22 protein-coding genes, 1 tRNA gene and 1 pseudogene are annotated in these 25,398 nt (G+C 62.9%); 19 read left to right on the top strand and 5 right to left on the bottom strand.

Features of this window, described 5'->3' with window-relative positions; all coding sequences use genetic code 11:
* The first annotated feature begins 138 nt into the window (after positions 1–138).
* From AC1DLO_RS21345 to AC1DLO_RS21295, 11 genes and pseudogenes are all read left to right on the top strand, one after another.
* On the top strand, positions 139–1,464 hold the full coding sequence (locus tag AC1DLO_RS21345) for a cation:dicarboxylate symporter family transporter (protein ID WP_476891087.1): 1,326 nt from the start codon (positions 139–141) through the stop codon (positions 1,462–1,464).
* A 244-nt stretch (positions 1,465–1,708) separates the two neighbouring features.
* Positions 1,709–2,608 carry a ParA family protein gene (locus AC1DLO_RS21340; RefSeq protein ID WP_184738910.1) on the top strand — a complete coding sequence of 300 codons (900 nt, stop codon included), beginning with the start codon at positions 1,709–1,711 and terminating at the stop codon, positions 2,606–2,608.
* A gap of 50 nt (positions 2,609–2,658) precedes the next feature.
* Positions 2,659–3,621: a segregation and condensation protein A gene (locus tag AC1DLO_RS21335; protein ID WP_476891106.1), complete on the top strand. Its 963-nt coding sequence runs from the start codon at positions 2,659–2,661 to the stop codon at positions 3,619–3,621.
* Positions 3,618–4,295 (top strand): SMC-Scp complex subunit ScpB, encoded by a 678-nt coding sequence (scpB, locus tag AC1DLO_RS21330; RefSeq protein ID WP_476891086.1) that lies wholly within the window; start codon positions 3,618–3,620, stop codon positions 4,293–4,295. Before AC1DLO_RS21335 ends, scpB begins: the two co-directional genes overlap by 4 nt.
* A 167-nt stretch (positions 4,296–4,462) precedes the next feature.
* Entirely contained in the window at positions 4,463–5,728 is a 1,266-nt protein-coding gene (locus AC1DLO_RS21325) for a pseudouridine synthase (RefSeq protein ID WP_476914602.1), read from the top strand.
* Positions 5,729–5,731: 3 nt separating this feature from the next.
* Positions 5,732–6,838, top strand: a complete 1,107-nt coding sequence (locus tag AC1DLO_RS21320) for a prephenate dehydrogenase (protein ID WP_476891084.1) — start codon at positions 5,732–5,734, stop codon at positions 6,836–6,838.
* The gene (cmk, locus tag AC1DLO_RS21315; protein ID WP_476891083.1) at positions 6,838–7,551 is read left to right on the top strand and encodes a (d)CMP kinase; all 714 of its coding nucleotides are present in this window, start codon (positions 6,838–6,840) and stop codon (positions 7,549–7,551) included. Before AC1DLO_RS21320 ends, cmk begins: the two co-directional genes overlap by 1 nt.
* A gap of 28 nt (positions 7,552–7,579) precedes the next feature.
* Positions 7,580–8,275, top strand: a pseudogene (locus AC1DLO_RS21310) (lysophospholipid acyltransferase family protein).
* Positions 8,276–8,285: 10 nt separating this feature from the next.
* On the top strand, positions 8,286–9,836 hold the full coding sequence (gene der / locus AC1DLO_RS21305; protein ID WP_476891082.1) for a ribosome biogenesis GTPase Der: 1,551 nt from the start codon (positions 8,286–8,288) through the stop codon (positions 9,834–9,836).
* Positions 9,837–9,963: 127 nt separating this feature from the next.
* Positions 9,964–10,040, top strand: a tRNA-Pro gene (locus AC1DLO_RS21300).
* Positions 10,041–10,881: 841 nt separating this feature from the next.
* Positions 10,882–11,235 (top strand): zinc ribbon domain-containing protein YjdM, encoded by a 354-nt coding sequence (locus tag AC1DLO_RS21295; protein ID WP_476891081.1) that lies wholly within the window; start codon positions 10,882–10,884, stop codon positions 11,233–11,235.
* Between the two features lie 171 nt (positions 11,236–11,406).
* Here AC1DLO_RS21295 and AC1DLO_RS21290 read toward each other — a convergent pair whose 3' ends face one another.
* Positions 11,407–11,859 (bottom strand): MarR family winged helix-turn-helix transcriptional regulator, encoded by a 453-nt coding sequence (locus AC1DLO_RS21290; RefSeq protein ID WP_476891080.1) that lies wholly within the window; start codon positions 11,857–11,859, stop codon positions 11,407–11,409.
* Positions 11,860–12,031: 172 nt separating this feature from the next.
* Between AC1DLO_RS21290 and AC1DLO_RS21285 the strand changes: the two genes are divergently transcribed.
* The gene (locus AC1DLO_RS21285; RefSeq protein WP_476891079.1) at positions 12,032–13,255 is read left to right on the top strand and encodes an MFS transporter; all 1,224 of its coding nucleotides are present in this window, start codon (positions 12,032–12,034) and stop codon (positions 13,253–13,255) included.
* A gap of 66 nt (positions 13,256–13,321) precedes the next feature.
* Here the strand turns inward: AC1DLO_RS21285 and AC1DLO_RS21280 are convergent, their stop codons facing one another.
* Both AC1DLO_RS21280 and AC1DLO_RS21275 read right to left on the bottom strand, forming a co-directional pair.
* Positions 13,322–13,855 carry a zinc finger domain-containing protein gene (locus tag AC1DLO_RS21280; protein ID WP_476914601.1) on the bottom strand — a complete coding sequence of 178 codons (534 nt, stop codon included), beginning with the start codon at positions 13,853–13,855 and terminating at the stop codon, positions 13,322–13,324.
* A gap of 82 nt (positions 13,856–13,937) precedes the next feature.
* Positions 13,938–14,225: a hypothetical protein gene (locus tag AC1DLO_RS21275; RefSeq protein ID WP_476914600.1), complete on the bottom strand. Its 288-nt coding sequence runs from the start codon at positions 14,223–14,225 to the stop codon at positions 13,938–13,940.
* A 163-nt stretch (positions 14,226–14,388) separates the two neighbouring features.
* On the opposite strand from AC1DLO_RS21275, the gene gcvH reads away from it, so the two are divergent.
* The 5 genes from gcvH to AC1DLO_RS21250 all read left to right on the top strand — a co-directional run bounded on the left by gcvH (position 14,389) and on the right by AC1DLO_RS21250 (position 17,471).
* On the top strand, positions 14,389–14,775 hold the full coding sequence (gcvH, locus tag AC1DLO_RS21270) for a glycine cleavage system protein GcvH (RefSeq protein WP_184738942.1): 387 nt from the start codon (positions 14,389–14,391) through the stop codon (positions 14,773–14,775).
* 141 nt (positions 14,776–14,916) lie between these two features.
* Positions 14,917–15,396, top strand: a complete 480-nt coding sequence (locus AC1DLO_RS21265) for an FHA domain-containing protein (protein ID WP_184738944.1) — start codon at positions 14,917–14,919, stop codon at positions 15,394–15,396.
* A gap of 20 nt (positions 15,397–15,416) precedes the next feature.
* Positions 15,417–16,133, top strand: a complete 717-nt coding sequence (gene ftsR / locus AC1DLO_RS21260; protein WP_476891077.1) for a transcriptional regulator FtsR — start codon at positions 15,417–15,419, stop codon at positions 16,131–16,133.
* Positions 16,133–16,636: a bifunctional nuclease family protein gene (locus AC1DLO_RS21255; RefSeq protein ID WP_184739384.1), complete on the top strand. Its 504-nt coding sequence runs from the start codon at positions 16,133–16,135 to the stop codon at positions 16,634–16,636. The genes ftsR and AC1DLO_RS21255 overlap by 1 nt, the downstream gene beginning before the upstream one ends.
* 241 nt (positions 16,637–16,877) lie before the next feature.
* Positions 16,878–17,471 (top strand): MerR family transcriptional regulator, encoded by a 594-nt coding sequence (locus AC1DLO_RS21250; RefSeq protein WP_184738948.1) that lies wholly within the window; start codon positions 16,878–16,880, stop codon positions 17,469–17,471.
* A 144-nt stretch (positions 17,472–17,615) separates the two neighbouring features.
* Here AC1DLO_RS21250 and AC1DLO_RS21245 read toward each other — a convergent pair whose 3' ends face one another.
* Complete coding sequence (locus AC1DLO_RS21245) at positions 17,616–18,434, bottom strand: ParA family protein (protein WP_476914599.1); 819 nt, start codon at positions 18,432–18,434, stop codon at positions 17,616–17,618.
* 312 nt (positions 18,435–18,746) lie between these two features.
* Between AC1DLO_RS21245 and AC1DLO_RS21240 the strand changes: the two genes are divergently transcribed.
* Positions 18,747–22,142, top strand: coding sequence for a pyruvate carboxylase (locus tag AC1DLO_RS21240; RefSeq protein WP_476891075.1), 3,396 nt, complete (start codon positions 18,747–18,749; stop codon positions 22,140–22,142).
* 98 nt (positions 22,143–22,240) lie between these two features.
* On the opposite strand, the gene AC1DLO_RS21235 is transcribed toward AC1DLO_RS21240, so the two are convergent.
* Entirely contained in the window at positions 22,241–24,052 is a 1,812-nt protein-coding gene (locus tag AC1DLO_RS21235; RefSeq protein WP_476891074.1) for an AMP-dependent synthetase/ligase, read from the bottom strand.
* Positions 24,053–24,259: 207 nt separating this feature from the next.
* Here AC1DLO_RS21235 and AC1DLO_RS21230 point away from each other — a divergent pair, with 207 nt between their 5' ends.
* The gene (locus AC1DLO_RS21230) at positions 24,260–25,375 is read left to right on the top strand and encodes an ROK family glucokinase (RefSeq protein WP_476891073.1); all 1,116 of its coding nucleotides are present in this window, start codon (positions 24,260–24,262) and stop codon (positions 25,373–25,375) included.
* Positions 25,376–25,398 lie beyond the last annotated feature (23 nt).

The following is a 25,398-nucleotide window of genomic DNA, read 5'->3' as shown; positions in this document are numbered from 1 at the left end:
CTGACCAGTTCTGCGACCAATATGAACGCAACAGTGATACATGTCACCTTGCCCCGAATGATGGATATCACAGCAGAGCGACGCAGGGACATTGTAGGAACCACGGCGCTTTCCAGAGTATCTAAAAGGAGCAAAGCCATGACCTCTCAAAGAGGAGAGATTGCACCCGCAAAGGCCGGGCGCAAGGGGCTGGACAAGTCGCACTACCTCTACATCGCCGTGATTGCCGCAGTTGTGCTGGGCGCCATCGTCGGCCTGCTTTTCCCCGAAGTCGGTAAGTCCCTCAAGCCCCTGGGTGACGGCTTCATCAAGCTCATCAAGATGATGATCGCCCCGGTCATCTTCTGCACCATCGTCTTGGGGATCGGATCTATTGCCAAGGCAGCGACCGTTGGCAAGGTCGGCGGACTTGCCTTGATCTACTTCTTGGTCATGTCTACCTTCGCGCTCGCCATCGGACTGGTAGTGGGCAATATCATCCATCCGGGCGAGGGCCTGAAGTTGATCCCCTACGACCCCAATGCGAAGGCCGCCACGAACAGCACCGCTGATTTCCTTCTGGGCATCATCCCCGGAGACATTCCCGTCCTGCCGACGCTCCTGGCCGCCATCCTGGTGGGCTTCGCGTTGCAGCGCATGGGCTCGCAGGGCCAGCCGGTGCTCAAGGCAATCCAGCATGGACAAGCCCTCGTCTTCCGCATCCTCATCATGATCATGTGGTTGGCACCCGTCGGCGCCTTCGGTGCAATCGCCGCCGTGGTTGGCGCAACCGGAGTGAAGGCCATCTTCGGCATGGTCACCCTGATGGTCGCGTTCTACATCACGTGTGCGTTGTTCATTGTCGTTGTGCTGGGCACCCTGCTCCGGGTTGTGGCAGGCGTCAGCATTTTCCAGTTGATGAAGTACCTCGCCCGTGAGTACCTGCTCATCTTCTCCACGTCCTCCTCCGAAGCGGCGCTGCCAAGGCTCATCGCCAAGATGGAACACCTGGGTGTTTCCAAGCCGGTTGTCGGTGTCACGGTGCCCACGGGTTACTCCTTCAATCTGGATGGAACCGCCATCTACCTGACCATGGCCTCGCTGTTCGTCGCCAACGCCATGGGAATCCCGCTGGACCTCGGCGCCCAGGTATCGCTGCTGGTCTTCATGATCATCGCGTCCAAGGGAGCGGCAGGCGTTTCCGGTGCCGGCTTGGCCACACTCGCAGCAGGCCTTCAGGCGCACCGGCCCGAACTGCTGGGTGGTGTCGGCATGATCGTGGGTATCGACCGCTTTATGTCCGAGGCCCGCGCGCTCACCAACTTCACAGGTAATGCTGTGGCCACCGTGCTGATCGGCACCTGGGTCAAGGAAATCGACCGCAACCAGGTCACTAACGTCCTGTCCGGCGCGATCCCGTTCGACGAGCTGACCATGATCAGCAACCATGGCGAAGTCGAGGCGAAGGAGCCCGTGGCGGCATAGCGAGACGCGCAGTCTGGAAGCATCAACTCAGGCAAGGCAGGCCCCTCTAGGGGGACCTGCCTTGCCTGTGTTTTAGTGGGGCGGGAGGCCAACCTTATACCTCAGCTAGAAGGTAAAGGCTCAAATTGCGGACAATGTCAAGTTCCGAAGAATGCCGTGTCGGGCGCTGTAGCCTAGGTGGGGAGCAGTGCTTCGCTGGAGACAGCCGCAGGAAATGACCGTCGTGGAGAGAGTGGATAAATACGTGAGCAGCGAACGGGGAGCAACTACGCTGGAGGGCACGGATTTCGATCTGGAAGACGCTGTCATGGGGCCAACGGGCCGCCCGTACCGCGACTTCCCCGAGCCCGCGCCACTGGCCTCCCACGGTCCGGCCCGGGTCATCGCCATGGTCAACCAAAAGGGCGGCGTGGGCAAGACCACGTCAACCATTAACCTTGCCGCTGCGCTCGCAGAGTTCGGCCGGCGCGTCCTGCTCGTTGACTTCGATCCGCAGGGAGCTCTTTCCGCGGGCCTCGGCGCGAACCCCCACGAGCTTGACCTCACCGTTTATAACGTCCTGATGGACCGCAAAGTGGACATCCGCGACGCCATCCAGCAGACCGGCGTCGAAGGCATCGATCTCCTGCCGGCAAACATCGACCTTTCCGCTGCCGAAGTCCAATTGGTCAACGAGGTGGCCCGCGAGCAAGTACTGGACCGCGCGCTCAAAAGCGTCGAGGACGACTACGACGTTGTCCTTATCGACTGCCAGCCATCCTTGGGCCTCCTGACGGTCAATGCCCTGACGGCCGCACACGGAGTCATCATTCCGCTGATCTGCGAATTCTTTGCCCTCCGCGCCGTGGCCTTGCTCGTCGAAACGATCGAAAAGGTCCAGGACCGACTGAACCCACGCCTGCAGGTGGACGGCGTGCTTGCCACGATGTACGACGCCCGCACCCTGCACAGCCGTGAAGTCATCTCGCGGCTCGTGGAGGCGTTCGGAGACAAAGTCTTCGAAACCGTCATCAAGCGATCCATCAAGTTCGCCGACGCCACGGTTGCCGCTGAACCCATCACCAGCTATGCCGGAAACCACATCGGTGCCGATGCCTACCGTCGTTTGGCCAAGGAACTGATCTCGCGCGGCGGCGCACCCTAGCCAGCGTGGCAGAGCCACTCGCTCCTTTGGACGGATTAGTCGCGCCCGTCCTGATCGCTCCTTTCGACCCGCCCGGTGACGCCCCGTCGTCGTCCCCTACTGCAAGCGGCGCGGACGACGGCGGTGCCTCGCCCTCCGCGCGGAAGCCCGGCTTCGAGGTCCGGCTAGCGAACTTCACCGGGCCTTTCGATCTCCTGCTCGGCTTGATTTCGAAGCACAAGCTGGACATCACCGAAGTTGCGCTCGCTACCGTCACCGACGAGTTCATCAAGTACATCCGGCGCCTGCAGGAACTGGGGGAGGACTGGGCACTGGACGAAGCCAGCGAATTTCTGGTCATCGCCGCGACCCTGCTGGACCTCAAAGCCGCGAGGCTCCTGCCAGCAGGCGAAGTCGAGGACGCTGAGGATATCGCCTTGCTGGAAGCCCGGGATCTCCTCTTCGCCAGACTCCTGCAGTACAAGGCTTTCAAGCAGGTGGCCGCTATTATGTCCGGCACCTTGGAATCCGAAGCCCGACGCTTCCCGCGGCAAGTCGCCCTGGAAGGGCATTTCGCGGCGATGCTGCCCGAACTGATCTGGCGTCACACGCCCGAACGGTTCGCGGCCTTGGCGGCCAAGACCCTGGCGCCGAAGGACAAGACTCCAGAGGAAGTCGGGCTCGACCACCTTCACGGAACGCCCGTCAGCGTCAAGGAGCAAGCCGAGATCATTGGGTACCGCCTGCAACGCGGCCTGCCGCAGTCCTTCCGGGCGCTCATTGCCGACGCGGATTCCACGCTGGTTGTCGTGGCCCGTTTCCTGGCGCTCCTGGAACTGTTCCGGGACCGGGTGGTGGCCTTCGAACAGCCGGGGCCTCTCGCCGAATTGACCGTCCGCTGGACAGGGCGACCCGAGGGCTGGAGCAGCGACAACCTGAGAGACGAGTACGAGTCCGGCCCCGCCGGTAGTGGGCCAAACGTCCCCGCTGAAACAGACGCTGACACTATCGACAAAGCAGAGGAGCCGCTGTGAGCGAGCAGGAAACGGGTGAGGACGGCCTCGCCGAGCTCGAGGCCCTACCCGGTGGCGCGCGTGCGGCTCTCGAAGCCGTCCTCATGGTGATCGACGAACCGGCCACCGCGGAAGAGCTCGCTGCCGGGCTCAACGTGACGGTCGCCGTCGTCGAGGATTTGCTGGCGGGACTGCGGCAGGAGTATAGCGGCTATACTGTTAAAGCCCCGGGCAGGGACGCTGATGATTCGCATGGTGAATTAAACACTGATGCAAGCGCCAGCGCTGCACCCCGGGGTTTTGAGTTGCGGAACGTTGCCGGAGGGTGGCGAATCTATTCACGGGCGGAATTTGCCGACGTCGTGGGCAGGTTCGTTCTCGAAGGCCAGACCGCGCGGCTGACGCAGGCAGCCCTTGAAACCATGGCGGTCATTGCGTACCGGCAGCCGGTTTCCAGGGCCAGAGTGTCGGCTATCCGCGGCGTCAATGTCGATTCGGTCGTCCGGACCCTTGTCCAACGCGGTCTGATCGAGGACTCAGGTACCGATTCTGAATCGGGGGCTGTCCTTTACCGGACTACCTCGTACTTCCTGGAGCGCATGGGCATTGGCTCGGTGGCGGAACTGCCTCAATTGTCCCCCCACCTTCCGGGGCTGGAGGGGATCGAGGAGTTCTTCGACGCCGAACGCATGTAATCGCGGGACACGGACAGTGCCGCAGGCATGGCGAAACAACTCAATATTGCAAGGATCTACAAACGCCCGGCTAGTAGCGGGCAGAGTTCACACAGGGCAGATATCCTCTGCCCGGCTGGCTAATGTTGAGAAAGAACAAGCCGGCCACCATAACAAAAGGACGGGTCATGACACAGGCGGGACGCCAGGGTTCACCACGTAATAGTTCGGGACGAAACGGTTCCGGACGCAACGAGTCGCAAGACTCAGGCCGCAGCAATGCAGGCCGTAGCGGCGCTGGCCGCACAGGAGGCAGCGGCTTTGGCGCCGGCCGCGGAGGCGCAAGCCGTGCTGGCGGCGCCTCCGGAGGCAGCAAGCGCAGCTTCTCCCCGGGCGGAGACCGCCCCTTCAAGCCAACCCGTCCGCGTGAAGAGCGCCCCTTTGATCCGGACAACCCCACCACGGCGGGCGGCTACGGGCGTCGTGAAGACGCTGGCCGCCAAGATCCCAGGCCGGCGAAGGCGCCCCGCAAGCCCGGTTCCAACAAGCCCGGCTTCGGTAAGGCCCCGGGCACGCCCGGCGCTTTGAAGCCCAAGGCCAGCAACAAGAAACAGTACGCTTCCCGCGCCTTCGGCAGTGAGCGCTTCGGCCAGAACCTTGGCCCGATCCGCAAGCCCCGAGGACGCCGCGGAGAAGTGGCGCAGTCCGAGCAGCACGATGCCGATGGCGTGCGACTGCAGAAGGTCATGGCCCAGGCCGGCGTGGCTTCCCGCCGCGTGTGCGAGGAAATGATCCAGGAAGGCCGCGTCGAGGTCAACGGCCAGCTCACCACCGAGCTTGGCATGCGCGTGGACCCCACGTCGGCTGTGATCCACGTCGACGGCATCCGCATCCAGCTCGATGACACCATGCTCTACATGGTATTCAACAAGCCCAAGGGTGTTGTATCCACCATGGAGGATCCCGAGGGCCGTCCCTGCATTAGCGACTTCCTCAAGTCCGCCAAGAACAAGGGCGAGCGTCTCTTCCACGTCGGCCGTCTTGACGTCGCCACCGAGGGCCTGCTTCTGCTGACCAACGACGGCGAACTCGCCAACCGATTGACGCATCCTTCCTATGAGGTGCCCAAGACGTACCTGGTACAGGTACGCGGTCCGTTCCCGCAGGGCGTCGGCGCGCAGTTGAAGGCCGGCATCGAGCTCGAAGACGGCATCGCTTCTGTCGACTCCTTCAAGCTCGTGGATTCCACTCCAGGCCACGTGCTGATCGAGGTTGTGCTGCACTCCGGCAAGAACCGTATTGTCCGCCGCTTGTTCGAAGCGGTCGGTTTCCCCGTGCTGCGCCTCGTGCGCGTCAAGATCGGTCCCATCGGCCTGGGTGACCAGCGCCAGGGCAGCATCCGCAACCTCGGGAAGCAGGAAGTCGGACACCTCCTGGCCTCCGTAGGACTGTAGGGCATGTCGGCATTCCACTCGCACGGCCGGGGCCACCTTGACGGCCCTGTGGTCGTTTTCGGCACCGGGCTGCTCGGCGCCAGCATCGGTCTCGGCCTGCGTGGCCGGGGTGTCTCCGTGTTCCTTTCAGACCCCTCGCCGACCAACCAGGCCGTGGCCGTGGATATCGGTGCGGGCCGGCCTCTGTCCGAGCTCGAGGGCTCTCCCCAGCTGGTGGTTGTTGCCGCGCCGCCGGACGTAACGGCCGACGTCGTTCAGCGTGCCCTGGGTGAATACCCAGAGGCCGTTGTCGTGGATATTGCCAGCGTCAAGCTGGCGATCCAGGCTGATCTCCGGGGTCGTGGAGTGGACATGTCCCGTTACGTCGGGACACACCCGATGGCGGGGCGCGAGAAGTCGGGGCCAGTTGCGGCCCGTGGCGAGCTCTTCACGTCCATGCCCTGGGTCCTGTGTCCGTCCGAGGAGACCAGCGCCGACGCGCTTCAGACCGCACGTTCCCTCGCCGGTGATCTAGGGGCAATAGTCTCCCAATTTACGGCGGAGGAGCACGATGAAGCCGTTGCTTTGGTATCGCATTTGCCGCAGGTGATGTCGTCGCTTCTCGCCAGCCGTCTGCAGGGAACGCCGCTTCACGCGCTGTCCCTGGCCGGCAACGGGCTGCGGGACACCACCAGGATTGCTGCCAGCGATCCCACCCTCTGGGTGCAGATCCTAGGCAACAACGCGCCCAAGATGGTGGACATCCTCCATGGGGTCCGAGAGGACCTCAACCGTTTGATCGGTACCTTGGAAGATCCCAGCGCCCCGGGTGCCCGCCTGGACCTTGCCCAGCTCATCAGCGAGGGCAACGCCGGGCAGGCCAGGATCCCGGGCAAGCATGGCGGACCCCCGCAGGCATATTCATGGCTTACAGTTCTGGTAGACGACAGGCCCGGGCAGATCGCTAGGCTACTGACGGAGATCGGTGAGATCGGTGTCAATGTCGAAGACCTCCGCCTGGATCACTCGTCCGGGCAGAACGTTGGCATGGTGGAACTTTCCGTTATGCCCAACAAGCATGACCTCCTTGTTGAAGCCTTGACCGACCGTGGATGGCGGGTACTCCAGTAATGACACGTGACCTCTTTGGCCCGGAGACCGTAGTACGCCCGGGCAAGCCACTCGTGGTCGCCATCGACGGGCCGTCCGGCTCCGGCAAATCCAGCGTCAGCAAGGAAGTTGCCCGACGCTTGAAACTCGCCTATCTGGACACGGGCGCGATGTACCGTGCGTTGACCTGGTATTGCCTCAAGACCGGCATCGACCTCACGGACGGTGCCGCCGTCGAGCAAGCCTCAAAGGACCTGCCGCTGGAACTTAGCACCAGTTCCAACGCCGAATACGTGAGCGTGGCCGGCGTGGACATCACGGAGGAAATCCGCGAGCCCAGGATTTCGTCGTCCGTTAGTGCAGTGGCCACCACCTTGGGTGCCCGCAACGAACTGATTCGTCGCCAGCGCCAGCTGATCGAACAGCACCACCGCCGCATGGTGGTGGAAGGCCGGGACATCACCACCGTCGTCGCGCCCAATGCGGAGGTCCGCATGCTGCTGACCGCCAGCGAGGAAGCCCGGCTGCGGCGCCGCGGCCTCCAGCTCGGCGGAACGCAGAGCAAAGAGCAATTGGCGGCCCAAGTGATCCACCGCGACGCCAAGGACTCAACTGTGGTGAACTTCACTCAAGCGGCCGACGGCGTCGTCACTCTGGATTCCTCGGACCTTGACTTCGAGGAAACGGTCGAAACGGCCCTGAGCATTGTGGGTAAGGTCATCTACGGTGACTGAAACCCGACTCCCGGCACGGTGGACCAAAATCTGGAGCCGGCCAGTTGGCTGGCTGCTGGACCACGTCCTGTACCGGACTGCGGTGACCGGGCGCTCCAACGTTCCCAAGTCGGGTCCGGTCATTTTCGCGGGCAACCACATCAGCTTCCTGGACGGGCCGGTGATGTTCGGCGCTGCTCCGCGGCCCATGCACATCCTGGTCAAGAAGGAGATGTTCAAGGGATTCCTGGGGCGGGTGCTTCGTGCATCGGGGCAGATTTCCGTCGACCGTTCCGGCGACCGCGCGGCGCTCCAGCTCGGAAAGCAAGTGCTCGACGCCGGCCGTTGCGTCGGGATCCTCCCTGAAGGAACGCGGGGGAGCGGCACAGCCGGCAGCATCAGTAACGGAGTAGCGTGGCTCGCGCTGATGTCCGGTGCCACGGTCATTCCCGTGGCAATCCTGGGAACCCGGATCGGAGACGAACACCGCGACTCCATTCCGAGGCTGCGCCGCCGTCTGCACGTCAGTTTCGGGGCTCCCTTCAATGTGACCCGCAGAAATGGCGAGTCGGGGCGTGTTTCAATGGACAGGGCGGCTGCGGAGATCCGCGCTGCGCTGGCTGGACACGTCCAGGATGCCGTCAAGACCACCGGTCAGTCCCTTCCGGGGGACTAATACACCGGCCCACAGCCAATCCAGCACCGCCAAGAAGAAGTAGCCGGGACGCCGGCAGATCACCACTAAGGAAAGTGCAATGAGCGATACGACTCAAAAATCCGGCAACATCGGAGCCGGCGACGACGAATACACGCCCACCGGCACGGACCAGGTGGCTGAAAACCTTGCCGCCCTGGACGACGATGAAGCCGAACTCCGCGCGGCCTCCCTCCGGGCAGGCCTGGAAGACTACGATCTCGACGAGGACGACGCCGCCCTGCTGAGCGGGCTCTACGACGATGAAGGCGAAGACGGTCCGCTCAAGCTGGACCCGGTGCTGGCCATCATTGGTCGACCCAACGTCGGCAAGTCCACACTGGTGAACCGAATCCTCGGACGCCGCGAGGCCGTCGTCGAGGACACCCCGGGCGTTACCCGTGACCGTGTCATGTACTCTGCACACTGGAACGGCCGCAACTTCACGCTGGTGGACACCGGCGGCTGGGAGCACGACGCCAGGGGCATTCACGCCCGTGTCGCAGAGCAGGCCGAGATGGCCGTGGAACTCGCTGACGCCGTGCTCTTCGTGGTGGACTCCGCCGTCGGCGCCACTGCCACGGATGAAGGCGTCATGAAGATGCTGCGCAGGTCCAAGAAGCCGGTCATCATGGTGGCCAACAAGGTGGATGACTTTGCGCAGGAAGCCGACTCGGCCGCGCTCTGGGGCCTTGGCTTCGGCGAACCGTACCCGGTGTCCGCCCTGCATGGACGCGGCGTTGCCGACCTCCTGGACCACGTCATGGACACCCTGCCCGAGTTTTCCACGGTAGAAGGTGTTGAGCGCTCCGGCGGCCCCCGCCGCATCGCCCTCATCGGCCGCCCGAACGTCGGCAAGTCCTCCTTGCTGAACAAGCTGGCGGGCTCTGAGCGGGTTGTGGTGGATACTCTCGCCGGGACCACCCGCGACCCCGTGGACGAGTTCATCGAACTCGGTGACCGTACGTGGCGCTTCGTGGACACCGCAGGCATCCGCCGCCGTCAGCACATGGCCCAGGGCGCAGACTTCTACGCTTCCCTGCGTACGCAGGCCGCGCTCGAAAAGGCGGAGGTCGCCGTCGTGCTCCTGGCCGTCGACGAGGTCCTGAGTGAGCAGGACGTCCGCATCCTGCAGCTCGCCATTGAGTCGGGACGCGCGCTGGTGCTCGCGTTCAACAAGTGGGACCTGCTCGACGACGAACGTCGCCGCTACCTTGAGCGTGAAATCGAACAGGACTTGGCGCACGTGGAGTGGGCGCCGCGCGTCAACATCTCCGCGAAGACCGGTTGGCACAAGGACCGTTTGGTGCCCGCTCTGGACCTTGCTTTGGAGAGCTGGGACAAGCGCATCCCAACGGGACGCCTCAACGCGTTCCTGGGCGAGCTCGTGGCTGCCCACCCGCACCCTGTCCGCGGCGGCAAGCAGCCCCGCATCCTGTTCGGCACCCAGGCATCCAGCCGTCCGCCGAAGTTCGTGCTGTTCACTACGGGCTTCCTGGACCCCGGATACCGCCGATTCATCACTCGCCGCCTGCGCGAGACCTTTGGCTTCGATGGCACCCCTATCGAGGTCAACATGCGCGTCCGYGAAAAGCGCGGCAAGAAGCGCTAATTGAGACGCGCATCACACTCGATGCCAGCCAAGGTGTCATTGAGAACCTCGAACATCGTGTAAGCTTTTTGAGGTGGTTCGGCCGGACTGCTTAGGTGAAAATCTAGGCGGAGAACGGCAGAACTGACGGGCTGTAGCGCAGCTTGGTAGCGCACTTGACTGGGGGTCAAGGGGTCGCAGGTTCAAATCCTGTCAGCCCGACCAAAAAGCCGTGGGAACTCTAAGGTTCCCACGGCTTTTGCATTTAAGCGTTGGTGTTGCCAGCGAGCGCGCGTTGGACTCTACCGTTCGGATGGGATCGTCAGTGCTCGGAGGTTGGATTCCGCTCATTCACTCGAATGGATAGAATCCGGATCCGCGGAATAACGGGTCCGGCAACGTCGGGGAAGAGAGTGATCCAGCAGAATCGACGCCGCCCCCGTGATTCTCTCCGGACCTGACCTCGCCGTCCTGACCTTGTTTGAAGGGCCAGAGCTTTGAAATGACGTGACTCGCCGTGTCGTAAGCGATTTCCCAAACCAAAGAAGGTCAGGATGGCGCTCGCACGCCTTCTTTTCGAAAGCGTCGGTTCCAAAAAGCCGGCAGCCTCAGCTTGGCCCGGTCATGCGCCGAATACCTACGAATAGGATCAGCGTCAGGTAGATCCAGATGGAAGAGAAGACGTTCAGCCCGTCTTGTTGGCTTGCCGTCAAATGGAAAGGTTCAGCGAATAGCGTCGACGCTGCACGAGCTGCCAGCCCAGGTAGAGCACAGACTGTCATCAGTGCGAAGAGTTTGAGCGAGCGAAGATATATGCTGACGACCAGCCATCCTAGGACGAGGCCCCATGTAGGCAACTGCACGGTTCATGCACCAACTTTCGATGTCTTGGGCATCGGCAATCTAAGGCCGGCTTTCGCCATCTGGGTGGTCAAACCCAAGAAATAGGTGGTCCACGCTGACTGTCTAGGTGTGCAATTCCGCGCGATCTAGCGGTTCCTGCTGCGCGTCTAGGTGTGCAGTCGTCTCCGTCTAGGTGCAGGGCTGCCCCGTCTATCATTGGACGGTGAGCGAAACCCTTTCCCCCTGCCCTGAATGCGCCAGCGAATACACCTACGAGATGGGTGCTTTGCTCGTCTGCCCCGAGTGTGCCCATGAATGGTCGCCCGCCGCGTCCGAAGATGAAGCCGAAGCCCAGTCAACCGAGATCAAGGACGCCGTCGGCAACGTGCTCACAGACGGCGATACGGTCACAGTGATCAAGGACCTCAAGGTCAAAGGCAGCGCCACGGCCATCAAGGTCGGCACGAAGGTCCGCAACATCCGCCTCGTGAACGGCGTGGGCGACCACGACATCGACTGCAAAGTGGATGGCTTCGGCCCCATGCAGCTCAAATCAAGCGTCGTCAAGAAAGTCTGACGCGCCACCGAGACAACGCCAAAGAATCGAACGAACCCCGCCGTTCCACTAAGGAATGGCAGGGTTCGTCGTTTAGGCACGCGGCCCCGCAAGCACGACACGCGCATCACACGCGAACAAGCAGCAAGCCCTCAGGCACCCTGGAGCGCCCCCAGGGCCTTGACCAACGGCTCAAGCTCCGGCACCCTGGAGCGCCCCCAGGGCCTTGACCAACGGCTCAAGCTCCGGCACCGATTCCGCGGCCGCCAGGGACTCCGCCAGCGTTTCGTCGTGGACCGGCCGGGCCGCGAGGAGCAGCTTCTGGCCGGCCTCGGTAAGTTCCGTGTAGATTCCGCGGCGATCGTCGGCGCAAAGGATCCTGGTCAACAGTGCGCGGTCCTCGAGCCGGTTCACCAACCGTGTGGTGGCGCTGCTGGAAAGCGCAGTAGCCCTGGCCAGCTGCTGCATCCGCATGTGCCAGCCGTCCTGGCGGCTCAGGGCATCCAGCACCGTGTACTCGACCACGGACAGATCCGCAGCTGACTGCAACGCCTTCTCCAGCGCTGCCTCGATGTTTCCGTGCAAGGCGGCGAGGGTCCGCCACCCTTGCGCGCGCACCTCAACGGCGTCGTCCTTGATGCCCATGTCTCCCGTAACTCCTGCCGATTGATGAAGAAACCTGACGCACTCAAAGTAGTTGTTTGCGCAATTACATGGCGTGTGCAACTATATATGCAGCGTCTGCAACTAATATTCTACGGTTCTCGACGACGCACTTCCAGTCTCACGGGAATCCATCCCCACAAAGGAGCACAACATGCCTGCAGGGTTGATTGCCCTTGCCCTGGGCGGATTCGGCATTGGTTTGACCGAGTTCGTCATCATGGGCCTCTTACCCGAGATCGCCAGCGATTTCGGAGTCAGCGAAGCATCCGCCGGTTGGTTCATCACCGGCTACGCGCTCAGCGTGGTTGTCGGCGCCCTCTTGGTCACAGCAGCCGTCACCCGCTTGCCGCGGAAGCCCGTGCTGATCGGACTCTTGGTCTTGTTCATTGCCGGTAACTTCCTTTCCGCCATCGCGGACAGCTATCCGGCCATGCTCATCGGACGCATTGTTGCCGCGCTCTGTCACGGAGCCTTCTTCGGCATTGGCTCAGTTGTCGCAGCCAGCTTGGTCCCGGCCAACAAGAAGGCCGGAGCCATCGCCATCATGTTCACTGGCCTCACCGCCGCCAACGTACTGGGAGTGCCTTTCGGAACCTTCCTTGGCCAGAACCTCGGCTGGCGATCCACCTTCTGGGCCATTACCTCTATTGGCGTCGTCGCCCTCGTCGGCATCGCCCTCATGGTCCCTCGCACCAAGGACGACGCCGTTACCAGCAACCTCCGCACCGAGCTTGGCGCTTTCGCATCCGGCCAAGTGTGGCTCTCCATCATCGTCACCATCCTTGGCTTCGGCGGAATGTTCGGCGCCTTCACCTACATCGCCTTCACCCTGACCAAAGTCTCCGGATTCGACCCCCCTGCCGTGCCGTGGCTCCTGGTCCTGTTTGGCGGCGGCTTGTTCGTCGGTAACATTGCCGGCGGCAAAGCGGCCGACAAGTCCATTGACAAAACCCTCGTGGTGATCCTTGCGGGCCTGGTGCTGGTGCTCGTGTTCTTCGCCGTCACCGCCACGAGCCCCGTGGCTACCCTGTTCTCGCTGGCACTGATGGGCGGCTTCGGATTCGCCACCGTGCCGGGCCTGCAGATGCGCGTCATGCACTTTGCCACTACAGCGCCCACCCTCGCCTCCGGTGCGAATATCGGCGCCTTCAACCTAGGCAACGCCCTGGGAGCATGGTTGGGCGGCGTCACCATCAGCTGGGGCTTGGGCTACACTTCGCCCATCTGGGCCGGGGCCATCATCACCGTGGCGGCCCTGATCGTCATGATCGGCGCCGCGGCAGCTGCCCGGCGTGGGGGAGCGGCGCAGCCGCCTTCCGCCCCGCAAGCAGCCCCCGACGTCGTACGCGAACCAGAGGGATCACCGGTCGCCTGAGCGCAACACCAGAGAGCCCGCCACAGGATTGTTGGTTTCAAAGGACAGCGGCGGGCTCTCTGTGAATCAAGCGTCGTCGCCGCTGCCGCGTTTGGCCAGGATCTCGCCATTGGTCTGGCACGTCGGGCAGTACTGGAGCGAGGTCCCCACAAAGGTAACCTCCCGCACGGTGTCTCCACAGACCGGGCAAGCTTCTCCCGTCCGGCCGTGCACGCGCATGGAGGCTTTCTTGGCTGGCTTCAGCTCGCTCGGCTTTTTGCCCGTGAACTCCCGGGCGGCGCCTTCGAGGATCTCCTTCATTGTCGTGAAAAGGCGCTCCACAGCGTCAGAGTCCAGCGAGGAAGCGGCGGCGACGGGAGACAGCTTCGCTGCGTGGAGGATTTCGTCGCTGTAGGCGTTCCCGATACCCGCCATGAGTTTTTGGTTCTTCAGGATTCCTTTGATCTGCTGCCTGTGCGTGAAAAGCCGGCTGAACTCGTCCAGGCCGAAGCCGGTGTCGAGAGGATCCGGTCCAAGCTCCGCAATGCCATGGACCTCCGCCGGGTCGTGGACGATGAAGATGGCCAATCCCTTCCACGTTCCCGCATCCGTAAGGGTCACACCGTAATCGTTGCCGTCATTCGAAAAGCCCATCTGCGCGGCGAAGTAACCGCCTGCAGCGGTGGCTTCGGCAGCCGGCTGTTTATCTGAGAATTTGAGCCAGCCTGCCTTTGCGAAATTGACGATCAAGTACAGGGGCCCTGTTGAGCCTCCTCCCTGGGCCGCATCGGCGGAAGGAGCGATCTTGAAAGCCAGGAATTTTCCCTGCCGCCCGACGGAATCGATTGTCCCCCCCGATCAGCGATTCATAGGGAACGTCAGCAACCTTCAAGGCGAACGCCGATGGCATCAGCAATTGGGTGAGCTGCGCTCCGGATAGCCGCTCGTCCAGAAAAGAGGTGAGGGCAGTGAGTTCGGGCAGTTCCGGCATGATCGCGCTCCTTCGACGGCGTTGCAGGACTGTGCGGCTCGAGTCTGGTTCCAATCATCCCAGACACCTGTGGGGAGGAGCGGTGGATGTGCTTATACTTTCAGCGGTGGCCGGAAGTCCGGGCCGCCGTCGTGGTCCGTAACGTCCCGATGAAAGGCGACTCATGAGCAACATTCCTGCCGATCTTTCCTACACCGCCGAACATGAATGGGTCAGCGCCCCGAATGCAGACGGCGTCGTGCGCGTCGGCATCACGGACTTCGCCCAGGACGCACTCGGCGACGTTGTCTACGCCCAGCTGCCAGAGCCCGGCACCACGGTGAAGGGCAACGACGTCGTGGGTGAGGTCGAGTCCACGAAGAGCGTGAGCGACATTTACGCCCCCGTCAGCGGCGAAATTGTCTCCCGCAATGAGGCCCTCGATAGTGACTCTGCCCTGATCAACTCGGATCCCTACGGTGACGGTTGGCTGTTCGAGGTAAAGCTTTCGGAAGCTGACGCCATCGAGACCCTGCTCAGTGCATCAGAGTACGAACAACAGGTAGGCTAAAAGGTATCTGGCCCGCCAAGTCGGTTCTCCTCAAAACAGGGGACCGGTTGCGGCGGGCCAGCGACCCGTTTGGCCCGGCGGAACCGGGCAGATGCGTAACCGGCAGTTGGCAACAATTGCTGGCGGATGAGGAGGATTTCCATGGTTGGCGGCAAGCGGAACCAAGCCCGGGACGAGCACGGTGCAGTAGAACAGCCAACGTCGGAAACCACGTCAATCCAGCTCACGCCTGTGCGCCACCACGAGCAGGATGTCCGCCCGTCTTTGGCAGCTGAGGAGCGCGCGGCGGTGCAGGCTTTGCCCCCAGGCTCGGCGTTGCTGATTGCCCACACCGGCCCCAACGCCGGTGCGCGGTTCCTTCTGGACTCGGACACCACTACGGCCGGTCGCCACCCGGATGCGGACATCTTCCTGGACGACGTGACGGTTTCGCGTAAGCATGTCGAGTTCGTGCGCACACCCGAGGGCTTCGAAGTGGTGGACACCGGAAGCCTCAACGGCACCTATGTCAACCAAGACCGGGTAGACAACGTCCTGCTCAAGAACGGCAGCGAGGTCCAGATTGGCAAGTTCCGCCTCACCTACTACCTGAGCCCTGCCCGCGCCGCAGGCCAAGACTGATTCCGGGTACGCCTGTGGCAATGGCCCAGCCGGAACGGCGCGGACCGCAGGTCCTCAACATTGGAGAGGTCCTCGCACAGCTCAGCGACGACTTTCCCACCATGACGGCGTCCAAGATCCGTTTTCTTGAGGAAAAGGGACTGATCAATCCGAAGCGGACTCCTGCCGGATACCGCCAGTATGCCGAGAGCGACGTCGAGCGTTTGCGCTTCGTGTTGGCGCTCCAGCGCGACCAGTACCTGCCGCTCAAAGTCATCAAGGATTACCTGGACGCGATCGACCGCGGCGAACGTCCGGAAAACCTTCCGCCCGGCGTGTCGGTTTCCCCGCGAATAGTCTCGGACGAATTGGCCGCTGAATTGCAGGGCCACGCGCGCGCCTTGAGTGAGGAACAACTTCGGACGGAATCCGGCGCCAGCGTCCCGCTTTTGCAGTCCCTTCTCAGCTTCGGGCTCATCAGTCACGTCAATGGAAAATTCGACGAACACGCCCTTCAAGTGGCGCGGGCATGCGTCCAGCTTGAAAGCCATGGACTTGAGCCCCGGCACCTGCGGCCCTTCCAAGCCGCAGCCGAACGTGAATTCGGCTTGGTGGAGCGGGTTGTTGCGCCCCTGACGTCCCGCAGGGATGCGGCATCGCAGTCGCGGGCAGCCGAAGCCGCCCGGGAAATCAGCGAACTCTGCCTCAGCCTGCACCGTGCCTTGGTGCAGGACCGTATCTCCCGTATGGACGCATGATGATCGAGGTCGAGATTGTTGGAGTGCGGATTGAACTGCCTTCAAACCAGCCTCTGGTTCTCCTGCGTGAGATGCACGGGGAACGCCATGTTCCCATCTGGATCGGCACGCCCGAGGCCAGCGCCATCGCCTTGGCCCAGCAGGGTGTAGTGCCGCCCCGGCCCATGACCCACGATCTCCTGATCGACGTCGTCGAGGCGCTCGGCCACACGATCATCAGTGTGAATATCGTGGCGGTTGAGGACAATATCTTCTACGGTCAACTCCAGTTCGACGACGGCACAGTGGTTAGTTCACGGGCGTCTGATGCGCTGGCGCTTGCCTTGCGGGCGAAATGCCGCATCTGGTGTGCCGATGCCGTGATGGATGAAGCAGGCGTCCGGATCACCGAACACGATGAAGGCGAAGATACCGAGCCCGGCCCCGAAGTCGACGAAGAGCGCGAATTACGCCGTTTCCGGGAGTTCCTGGATGACGTGGAACCCGAGGACTTCGAAGGCTGACGCTTGCTTAAGGTTAAAGTTGAGGGTGAAAGTTTCGACACGACGTGAAATTGGTCCGGACGTCTTTGACCTGAGGCCCCTGCGCGCCTAACGTCGAAGGTATCAAGTTCCCGTTGCATACAGGACCCGCGCAAGTCACACTGAAAGGTGCGGACGCGTTGAAATTACACGACTGCATTTCCCTTTCGTGTTGGCCGCCGTATGCAGCTTCCCCAAGGGAACTTCTGACAAGGAGGGTCACGTGAGTCCCAAAGGCGAAGCAGGCGAGCTAAAGCAGGCCTCAGCAGGCATTGCTGTACCCGCAAGCGGTGCCCAGGGTCTGCTCTTCACCGAGGACCTTCCGGTCCTGGATGAAGATGCCGGCTACCGCGGTCCCACCGCGTGCAAGGCAGCAGGGATCACCTACCGCCAACTGGACTACTGGGCGCGTACCGGACTGGTCGAACCCGCTGTCCGTGGCGCAGCCGGCTCTGGGTCGCAGCGGCTCTACGGTTTCCGGGACATTCTGGTCCTCAAAGTCGTCAAGCGCCTCCTGGACACAGGGGTGTCCCTCCAGCAGATCCGCACTGCCGTTGAGCACTTGCGCGAGCGCGGAGTGGAAGACCTGGCCCAAATCACACTGATGAGCGACGGCGCGAGTGTCTATGAATGCACTTCTGCGGACGAAGTTATTGATCTGGTCCAGGGAGGCCAGGGCGTATTCGGCATCGCAGTTGGCCGCGTCTGGCGTGAAGTCGAAGGCAGTCTCGCTGCCCTCCCGAGCGAGCATGCCGCAGAGCAGTCCTTTCCGGACGACGAACTGAGCAAACGCCGTTCCGCGCGCCGCACGGGCTAGACGGACGCCGCACAGGCTGACCCGCCGTTGGGATTGCCCCATCGGCCATCTGAAGACCGATGAAGCCGCCTTCCAACCGGAAGGCGGCTTCATCGCATTTCTCGCACCAGTGACGCACGTTTGCGGCGCAGGCGCCGGCCTTTGTCAGCGCTGGCGGCGTTCCCGCGCACCGTTCTGTGAGGACAGCATGTTCTCCAGGAGGGTGTCAAACAGCTTGGCCGTGTTCTTGGCGGAATCGCCGGGCCAGTGATGTACAGCGTGCGCGGCACCCTGGATTTGCTGCCAGTTCGCCTGCTCCGGAATATGTGGCGCGAGCAAGAGCTCGCCGAACATCGACTCCATCTCGGCGAGCCGGAAAGTGTGCTCGGACGAAGCGGGGCGGACCCGGTTGGCTACGATCCCGGCGGGCGCCAGTTGGGGAGCGAATTCCTGGCGGAATAGTTGTATTGCACGCATGGTGCGTTCAGTGCCGGCCACTGAGAAGAGTCCGGGTTCGGCAACAAGCACGACGCGGTCACTCGCGCTCCAGGCCATGCGCGTGAGTCCGTTGAGCGATGGGGGACAATCCACAAGGACCAGCTCATATTTTTCGGCTGAGGCAAGGACTGAAGTGAGCCGGCGGAGATCGCGACGTCCGAGGTCCGGCCGATCGTAGATTCCGGTGTAGGCGGATCCGACGGCGACATCAAGGGYAGTCCCTCCGCCATGACGGCGTGCCTGTTCAACCCAGCCACTGCTGACCACGTTGTCCAAGAGCCTGGCCTTGCGGGGATTCTTCAGCATGCGGCCAATGTCGAGCTGTTCGCCGGCCTGGACGCCGAGGGCGGTGGTGGCGTCGGCGTGGGGATCCAGGTCCACAACAAGGGTGGGGATGCCTGCTGCCAGTGCGGCCGAGGCCAACCCAGTGGTTACGGATGTCTTTCCCACGCCGCCCTTAAGGCTGCTGATGCTGACTACTTGCACTTGAAAACCCAAAACCTAACGCCGGTTGCCGTGTCGCGGTGCTTGTATTCCGGCTTACCGGAACCGGGGCTCTGCCGCCGCCCTTCAACATCATATGTTGAGTGGCCACTGTTTCCTGCCTTATCAGCCCTGAACGGCTTGGATGGCTTGTTACTTCTCTGGTCTTTAGCACGCGAATCGGTATCGTGCGCGAAGGTACACTGCTCGTGACGAATCCCGATGTGACTGTCACCACAAAGATTTGTGTTTGGGTATGGAGGTCTTACACACTGTGACCACCGACCGTTACACCCGCAATGATGCAGGAGAAGCATGTTTTCCAAGATTCTGGTGGCTAATCGCGGCGAAATCGCGATCAGGGCCTTCCGCGCTGGCTACGAACTCGGCGCCAAGACCGTAGCGGTCTTCCCGTATGAGGATCGCAACTCGATCCACCGGCAGAAGGCTGATGAGGCCTATCTGATTGGGCAGGAGGGCCATCCGGTCCGTGCCTACCTTGACGTGGCCGAAATCGTCCGTGTCGCCAAAGAGGCCGGGGCTGACGCGATCTACCCGGGCTACGGATTCCTGTCCGAGAACCCTGATCTCGCACGGGCAGCCAAGGATGCAGGCATCACCTTTGTCGGCCCGCCGGCGGAAGTGCTCGAGCTGGCCGGTAACAAGGTCGCCGCCCTCGAGGCCGCCCGCAAAGCCGGCGTGCCGGTGTTGAAGTCCAGCGCGCCTTCCCGCGACATCGACGAGCTCATCGCCGCAGCCGACCAGATTGGCTTCCCGATCTTCGCCAAGGCTGTCGCCGGCGGTGGTGGCCGCGGCATGCGGCGGGTTGAGACCCGCGAGGACCTCCCTGAAGCCCTCCAGTCGGCCATGCGCGAAGCCGACGCCGCCTTCGGCGATCCCACCATGTTTTTGGAACAAGCCGTGCTGCGTCCGCGTCACATTGAGGTCCAGATCCTGGCCGATGGCGAGGGCAATATCATGCACCTCTTCGAGCGCGACTGCTCCTTGCAGCGCCGCCACCAGAAGGTCGTGGAAATCGCTCCGGCTCCCAACCTGGACGAGTCCATTCGCCAGGCCCTGTACCGGGACGCCGTGGCCTTCGCCAAGGCACTGAACTACGTCAACGCAGGAACGGTCGAATTCCTCGTGGACACCGAAGGCGAACGCGCCGGCCAGCACGTCTTCATCGAGATGAACCCGCGCATCCAGGTGGAGCACACGGTCACCGAGGAAATCACCGACGTCGACCTCGTTCAAGCACAGATGCGCATCGCATCCGGTGAGACCCTTGCAGACCTCGGCCTGAGCCAGGAGTCGGTATCCATCAAGGGTGCCGCCCTGCAGTGCCGCATCACCACGGAAGATCCCGCCAACGGCTTCCGCCCCGACGTCGGAAAGATCACCGGCTACCGTTCCGCAGGCGGCGCGGGCGTGCGTCTCGACGGCGGTACGGTCTACTCGGGCGCCGAGATCAGTCCGCACTTCGACTCCATGCTGGTCAAGCTCACCTGCCGCGGCCGCGACTATCCGGCCGCCGTGGCCCGTGCGCGGCGCGGCCTCGCCGAGTTCCGGATCCGTGGCGTATCCACCAACATCCCTTTCCTCCAGGCAGTTCTCGCCGATCCGGACTTCATTGCTGGAAACGTTGCCACCGACTTCATCGACAAGCGCCCCGAGCTGCTGAAGTCCCACGTCTCCGCGGACCGCGGAACCAAGCTGCTGACGTGGCTCGCCGACGTCACGGTCAACAAGCCCAACGGGGAGCTCAAGGTCCACACGGACCCGGCCGCCAAGCTCCCTTCGGTGGCAGGGGTCGTCGCGCCTGCCGGATCCCGCCAGAGGCTTCAGGAATTGGGTCCGGAAGGATTCGCCAAGGCCCTGCGCGAGCAGACCGCCGTTGCGGTCACGGACACCACGTTCCGTGACGCACACCAGTCGCTCCTTGCCACGCGCGTCCGTACCCGCGATCTCGTCGCAGCCGGCCCTGCAGTGTCCGCCCTGCTGCCCGAACTGCTGTCGGTCGAGGCCTGGGGCGGTGCCACCTACGACGTCGCGCTGCGCTTCCTCGGCGAAGATCCTTGGGACCGGCTCGCCGCTTTGCGCAAGGCCCTGCCCAACGTGTGTATTCAGATGCTGCTTCGTGGCCGCAACACCGTTGGTTACACGCCGTACCCGGAAGAAGTCACCGAGGCGTTCGTCAACGAGGCCGCAGCAACGGGCATCGACATCTTCCGCATCTTCGACGCCCTCAACGACGTCAACCAGATGGCTCCGGCCATTCGTGCGGTACGTGCCACCGGCACCGCCGTAGCCGAAGTCGCGCTCTGCTACACCGGTGACCTCCTCGACCCGAACGAGAAGCTGTACACGCTCGACTACTATCTGGACCTTGCGCAGAAGATCGTCGACGCTGGTGCACACATCCTGGCCATCAAAGACATGGCCGGACTGCTTCGCCCTGCGGCGGCCGCCAAGCTCGTCAGCGCCTTGCGAGAGCGTTTCGACCTCCCGGTCCACCTGCACACGCACGACACCGCAGGCGGCCAGCTGGCGACGCTGCTGGCCGCTGTTGATGCCGGCGTTGACGCCGTCGACGTCGCGTCTGCCTCGCTGGCGGGCACGACGAGCCAGCCGTCGGCTTCGGCCCTTGTGGCGGCCTTGGCACATACCCCGCGCGATACTGGGCTCAGCCTTGCGAGTGTCAGCGCGCTGGAGCCCTACTGGGAAGCCGTGCGGCGCGTCTACGCACCGTTCGAATCCGGGCTTCCGGGTCCGACGGGCCGGGTTTACCAACACGAGATCCCGGGTGGGCAGCTGTCCAATCTGCGACAGCAGGCCATGGCGCTGGGGCTTGGCGAGCGTTTTGAGGCCATCGAGGACATGTACACCGCAGCGGACCGTATTCTGGGCCGTCTGGTGAAGGTGACGCCGTCATCCAAGGTGGTGGGCGACCTCGCGCTGCACCTGGTGGGAATCAATGCGGATCCGGCGGACTTCAACGAGAACCCGCAGAACTACGACATCCCGGATTCCGTCATCGGATTCCTGTCGGGTGAACTGGGAGATCCTCCCGGAGGATGGCCGGAGCCGTTCCGCACCAAGGCACTCCAGGGCCGCAGCATCAAAGTCCGCGACGTCGAACTGAGCGCCGAAGACAGTGCGGCCCTCAAGGGCGATTCCAAGACCCGCCAAAGGACCCTGAACCGGCTGCTCTTCGACGGTCCCACGAAGGACTACCTCAAGAGCGTCGACACCTACGGCAACCTGTCAGTCCTAGACACCCGCGACTACCTTTATGGTCTTCAGCTCGGCGCTGAACACGTCATGGAGCTCGAAAAGGGCGTCCGCCTGATCGCTTCCTTGGAAGCAGTCTCGGAGCCGGACGAAAAGGGCATGCGCACCGTCATGTGCAAGCTCAACGGCCAGTCCCGCCCCGTGGTGGTTCGCGACAAGTCCGTGGTGAGCAACGTGAAGGCTGCGGAGAAGGCAGATGCTTCCCAGCCAGGCCAGGTCGCAGCGCCGTTCGCCGGTGCCGTGACGCTGACCGTCAAAGCGGGCGACGCCGTGAAGGCGGGCGACACCATCGCCACCATCGAGGCGATGAAGATGGAAGCGTCCATCACGACGCCGGTTGCCGGCACCGTCTCGCGCATCGCCGTCAACAAGGTGGAGCAGGTTCAGGGCGGCGATTTGTTGATCGTCGTCGAATAACCGCACGCTCCTCCGTTGAGGGCATGAAGGAAGGTCCCGGGCTCAATGAGCCCGGGACCTTCGCTTTATTCGGTTTTCGGCTGTGTCACGAAGCCGCGTCAGGACGCCTTGGGCGCCGAATACATTTCCTCGATCACGGCGTCGAAGTCTTTCATCACCTGGGCGCGCTTGACCTTCAAAGAGGGTGTGAGGTGGCCGGATGCCTCGGTAAAGTCGGACGGCACAATCCTGAACGACTTGATCGCCTCCGCATGGGAGACGGATTGGTTCGCGTGGCTGATCAGTTCCTGGACGGCTGCCCGGACCAAGGTGTTGTCCGCGGCATCTGCCGGAGTGGTGGATGTTGGAAGACCATGCCGTTCCAACCAACCTGGGAGTGCTTCCTCGTCGAGGGTGACTAGCGCGCCGATGAAGGGCCGGTTGTCGCCGATCACCAAGACCTGGGACACCAGCGCGTCTGCCCGGATTTGGTCCTCGAGGAGGGCCGGCACCACGTTCTTGCCGCTGGCCGTGACGATGATTTCCTTCTTGCGCCCGGTGATCTTCAGGAAACCCTGTTCATCCAGTTCACCGATATCACCTGTACGGAACCAACCGTCCGCGAAGGTGTCTGCGGCGAGGTCATCCCGCTTGTAATAGCCCTTCATGACGCAGACGCCCTTGGCGAGGATTTCGCCGTCGTCGGCGATCTTGACGGCATTGCCCGGGAGCGGTGCCCCTACCGTGCCGATCTTGATCAGGGACGGGGTGTTTACTGAAATGGGTGCCGTGGTCTCGGTCAAGCCGTACCCTTCCAGGATCTGCAAGCCGATACCGTGGAAGAAATGGCCCAGCCGTTCGCCGAGGGGGCCGCCGCCGGAGACGGCGTGGCTCACGTGGCCACCCATGGCTGCGCGGAGCTTCCCATACACCAAACGGTCGAATACGCCGTGCTTGAGCCTCAGCACCAGCCCGACGGAGCCCGACTGCTGCGCCTTGGAGTAGGCGATCGCCGTGTCCACGGCTTTGTGGAAAATGGCGCCCTTGCCACCGTCCTCTGCCTTGGTGAGCGCCGAGTTGAAGACCTTCTCGAAGACGCGGGGAACGGCGAGTATGAATGACGGCTGGAAACTTTGCAGGTCACCGAGAAGGTTCTTGATATCAGGAGTGTGGGCCACTTGGGAGCCGGCTGCCACGGCCAGGACCGAGATAAAGCGGGCAAAGACGTGGGCCAACGGGAGGAACATGATGGTCTTGGCGTCCTCGTTGACGACGTCACCGAGGGAAGCCAGGGCGTTCTCCGAAAGTTCCACGAAGTTGCCGTGCGTGAGTTCGCAACCCTTGGGACGGCCCGTGGTGCCGGAGGTGTAGATGATAGTGGCGACGTCGGCAAGCACGGCACTGCTGCGGCGGGACTCAAGTTCCTCGTCGCTGACGCCGCTACCCGCCCTGCGGAGGACATCAAGGCCGCCGCCTTCGAGCTGCCAGACATGGGCGACTGAGCTGAGGCCTTCAGCCGTGACTGCTTGGCGGATAACGTCCTCGTGGTGTGCAGACTCCGCGAATGCCGCAACTGCGCCCGAGTCACCCAGGTTCCAGGCCACCTGCGACGGCGATGACGTTTCGTAGATCGGCACCGAGATCCCTCCCGCAAACCAGATGGCGAAGTCGACGAGGGACCATTCGTACCGGGTCCTGGACATGATGCCCACGCGGTCGCCTGGGCCGACACCGCTGGCGATCAGGCCCTTCGCCAGAGCCGAGACGTCTTTGAGGAACTCCGTTGCGCGGATGTCCTGCCATTGGCCAGCGCCGTTGAGCTTGGCAAAGAGGGCGGGGTTGGATGGCTTGGCAGCCTGACGAACCACGAGGTCCGTGATGTTGGTTTCGGGGGCAACATTCACCAGGGGCGGAACACTGAATTCACGCACGATAGCTCCTTCGATATCAACAGACCATTGCGGGGCTGCTCTAACTCTATACGGCCACGTAATGGGTGTGTCGCAATTCACCAATTTCAATTTACTGATGAGTAACTTTACTTGACGCGTGCCATTCATCCAACGCGGCCGGACCTGGCGCCCGTTCATACGGGCGCCAGGTCCGTACATATGCGGCACTCGGAATAGGATGGCGGAATGCCACTGAATTCATCCAACGACCAGACCGCGGCACTCGTTCGGAAGATTTCCTGGTCCGGTTCAACCGCAACCCGCCGGCGTCCGGGTTCCACAGACGGCCGCACGCGATGGGAGTCCGTTCCATGGGCTGCCCGCCGCTCCCATCTTGGTCGTAGGGGACTGGCTATCGGGATCGACATTGGCGGCACGAAGGTTGCTGCGGGCGTTGTGGATCCCTCGGGCAACGTGGTCGAGGAAGCCCGGCGCTCAACTCCTGGCAATGACGCCAGGGCCGTGGAGCAGGTAATCGTCGAGCTAGTCCAGGAGCTGGGCAGAAGCCACCGCATTGCCTCTGTGGGGATCGGTGCGGCTGGCTGGATGGATCTCGACGGCGGCACGGTGCTCTTCAGCCCGCATCTCGCCTGGCGCAACGAACCACTGCGTGAAAACCTGCAGAGCTTGCTGAGACGCCCGGTACTGGTCACCAACGACGCCGACGCTGCCGCTTGGGCTGAATGGCGCTTCGGCGCAGGGCAAGGGGAAAGCAGACTCGTCTGCATCACGCTCGGCACCGGTATCGGGGGTGCCATGGTCATGGACGGCCGCGTGGAACGTGGGAGGTTCGGGGTAGCGGGGGAGTTTGGCCACCAGATCGTCGTGCCCGGCGGGCATCGCTGCGAATGCGGAAACCGAGGCTGCTGGGAGCAATATGCGTCCGGGAACGCGCTCGGCAGGGAAGCCCGGGAGCTCGCCCTCCGGAATTCCCCGGTTGCCTACGAATTGCTGAAAGCCGCCGGAGGAACCGCGGAAAACATTACAGGCGTCACCGTGACCGAGCGGGCAAAAGCCGGAGACTCGGCCTCGAGGGAGCTCCTGGAAGAGGTGGGGCACTGGCTCGGACTCGGCCTCGCGAACCTCGCGGCCGCTCTGGACCCGGGGACGTTTGTTATCGGAGGCGGACTGTGCGACGCCGGAGAGCTATTGGTCGGCCCCGCCCGGACCGCGTTCACCCGGAACCTCACGGGCCGCGGTTTCCGCCCTGCAGCCGCCATCAAGCTTGCCGCACTGGGACCACGGGCAGGGATGATCGGCGCCGCCGATCTGTCCCGGGTCAGCGGCAGGGCGCACGGATAGCACAAGCTCCGCCGCGCGGTAAT

This window comes from Arthrobacter sp. 01T419 (genome assembly GCF_056398865.1).
The sequence above is the reverse complement of the archived record's forward strand: the minus strand, read 5'-3'. Positions and strand labels throughout refer to the sequence as shown.